The sequence below is a fragment of the Nocardia africana NBRC 100379 genome, assembly GCF_001612635.1.
GTDB classification, from domain to species: Bacteria; Actinomycetota; Actinomycetes; order Mycobacteriales; family Mycobacteriaceae; genus Nocardia; species Nocardia africana.
Genome location: NZ_BDAV01000061.1, coordinates 1 through 2,441, shown reverse-complemented (window position 1 = coordinate 2,441; position 2,441 = coordinate 1). Strand labels below are relative to the sequence as shown.

Annotated in this window: 4 protein-coding genes; 3 read left to right on the top strand and 1 reads right to left on the bottom strand. The window is 65.8% G+C overall.

Features of this window, described 5'->3' with window-relative positions; genetic code table 11:
- The 3 genes from NA3_RS38345 to NA3_RS38340 all read left to right on the top strand — a co-directional run.
- The coding region (locus NA3_RS38345) for a hypothetical protein (protein WP_218021959.1) at nucleotides 1-198 on the top strand (198 nt) is incomplete at its 5' end.
- 18 nt (nucleotides 199-216) lie between these two features.
- Nucleotides 217-786, top strand: a complete 570-nt coding sequence (locus NA3_RS35145) for a peptide deformylase (RefSeq protein ID WP_062969221.1) — start codon at nucleotides 217-219, stop codon at nucleotides 784-786.
- 141 nt (nucleotides 787-927) lie between these two features.
- Nucleotides 928-1,521: a hypothetical protein gene (locus NA3_RS38340; protein WP_197521849.1), complete on the top strand. Its 594-nt coding sequence runs from the start codon at nucleotides 928-930 to the stop codon at nucleotides 1,519-1,521.
- 202 nt (nucleotides 1,522-1,723) lie between these two features.
- Here the strand turns inward: NA3_RS38340 and NA3_RS35135 are convergent.
- The coding region (locus NA3_RS35135; protein WP_501193630.1) for an ATP dependent DNA ligase at nucleotides 1,724-2,441 on the bottom strand (718 nt) is incomplete at its 5' end.

The window sequence follows — 2,441 nt, the reverse complement described above, 5'->3', positions numbered from 1 at the left end:
ACATTCCCCGCCAGCCTGGACCCAGTGGTGTGGGGCATTGAAACCTCCCCGACCGCTGATGCCCGCCCAATCGCGACCCCACCGGCACGCACCAACAACAATGAGGCAGCGGTGTTCACCTGGAACACGACCAGCCCGCCACTGCACACCCGCTACCGCATGGAATGGCGGTTCCGTTCACACCCGGAAAACCACTGAGCAGAAGGGAATTCGACCGTGATCGAGACCAACCCATCCCAGACCATGACCGAACTGGGCATCGTGCAAGCCGACGCCGATATCCTCGCCCGGCCCGCCCGCGCATTCACGCTGCCCGACGAAGCCGGCACCGCGGGTGGTGTCGTCGACGACCTGTTCGCCGCCATGGACCGCGTCGCCCGCGTGCACCCCTTCGCCAAGGGCATGGGCATCGCCGCCCCACAGATCGGCATCGACCGTTGCGCGGCCGTGGTCCGGCCCGCCGAGCCCACCGACACAGCGATCGTGCTGCTCAATCCCCGTGTCATCGACCAGTCCGACGACACCGACGAGCAGTACGAGGGTTGCCTGAGTTTCTTCGACGTGCGCGGGCTGGTGCCCCGGCCGCTGCACATCACCGTCGAAACCACCACGCTGGCCGGCGCACTCGTCACCACCGCCTACCACCACGGCCTCGCACGGCTACTGCTCCACGAGATCGACCATCTCGAAGGCCGGCTGTACACCGCGCGCATGCGCCACGGGATCAAGCCGATACCCGTCGAGGAATACCGGCTCAGCGGACAGAACTGGACCTACGAGCAGTGACACATTCCGAGGGCGAACATCGCAAATCCAGGCTCTAGTCTCTAGAATTTGAAGTCTAGAGTCTTGTGTAAATTGTTGCGTTGCTTGCCTTTTCGTCTAGAAAAGCTCCCGCCCGCGCTACGGGAATGTCAGACTGCGCCGATGTCAGGATTCACACGCGATACCTACCACTACGGCGACAAGCTGGTGTACGAGGCGCTGCACTCGAAATGGGACCGCTACCACGGCACCCACTGCCGGTGCGGCCGGGACTGGATCACCGCGCACGCCGAGCCCGCCGGATTCACCATCGTGCGCTCCGGCAGCGGGTTCACCGCCCTGACCGGACCCGGCCTGACCGAAGGCGTGGACGAGAGTGCCCTCACCGCGAACGCGCTATGGGAGGCCGTCACCAGCAAGCCCGGTACCCAGGACTGGCACGAGCAGGTCCGCGCCGTCGACCGCAGCCCCGAAACCCAGGCTGCACAGAAGGCCGCCAGTGACGCCTACTACGCCAAGCTGCGGGAACGCTCCGCCGCGGCCAAAATCGAACCCGCGACCGCCAAGCAGATCAAATACCTCGAGGCACTGGCCGCCAAGACCGACCCCGAGCGCTTCGACACCGAATTCGCCAAGGCCGTCAAGGGAACCGACATCAACCCGCGCGGCGAAGCCGAAACCACCGGCCGCGCCGTGCGGCGGCTGACCCGCGCCTCGGCCCGCAAACTCATCACCGCACTCGCCGGCCGCGCCTGAACAACAGCAACTCGTGACGAATCGGCACCACCGCGATACTCACGTAGCGTCTACGGCGCCGAGGGTTGATACCCCGACGGCACGGACAGTCTCCCGGCCGCCGAGGCACCTTGGCGCGTAAACGGTGGCCTGCTCACCACGCGGACGCCAACGACAGTTCGTTTGCGGATCCGACTGCAGGCACCCATATTCCTGTAGCCGATCAGCGGGGCAGCCTGACATCGATCGGGTCCCGGTCTACGCGCAAACCGACCCAGTGGGTGTAGGTGGGAGCAAAATCCGGGAGGTAAAGGTCGTGGTAGTGCACCGTGGCCACCAGTCTGGGCTCGACCCAGTGCGCCGGCACGTCGGCCCACTGCGGCGGCTCGGCGAAGGAGCTGGCTTCTTGGGCGATTTCGTCCAGTTGTGCCTGCAGTTCTCGCCGCTGCGAGGGCGAGAACCCGGTGCTGACGGTCCCGGTGTGGACCAGCTCATCGGAAGCGTCGTAGGCGCCGAGGATCAGCGCGCCGAACAGCCGGTCCCGCGGTCGGCTAAGCGATGGGATCCACCCTCCGACAACAGCGTCCGTGGTTTGTCGTGTCCGTCGTCCTGCCTGGCGGCAGCGGTCACTGCAGAATTTTCGCGGTCGGCCACCAGACAGCTCCAGGCGGCAACGGCATACCGGGCACAGCCCCCAGGCCCAGTGGTCCTGCCGTTGCCGGAGAATATTCCACTGCTGATGCCACCCGCACCACTCGAGGGTTTGATCCATGCGCGGGCCGCGGGCCCGGATGCAGACGTTGCCAACGACTGGCGTGGCTACCTTCTCGACACTCCAGGACTGAGTCAGCAGGTCGGCGATCCACCGATTCTCTGGCTCCGCCAGGGCCGCCAGCGATTGATGGAACAGCGCGTTGACCTCCTCGCGGCCGAGGCTTCGC

What these genes read in the sequence shown, in the direction of transcription:
- NA3_RS38340 (WP_197521849.1), top strand. Translation starts at nt 928, where the DNA reads ATGTCAGGATTCACACGCGATACCTACCACTACGGCGACAAGCTGGTG.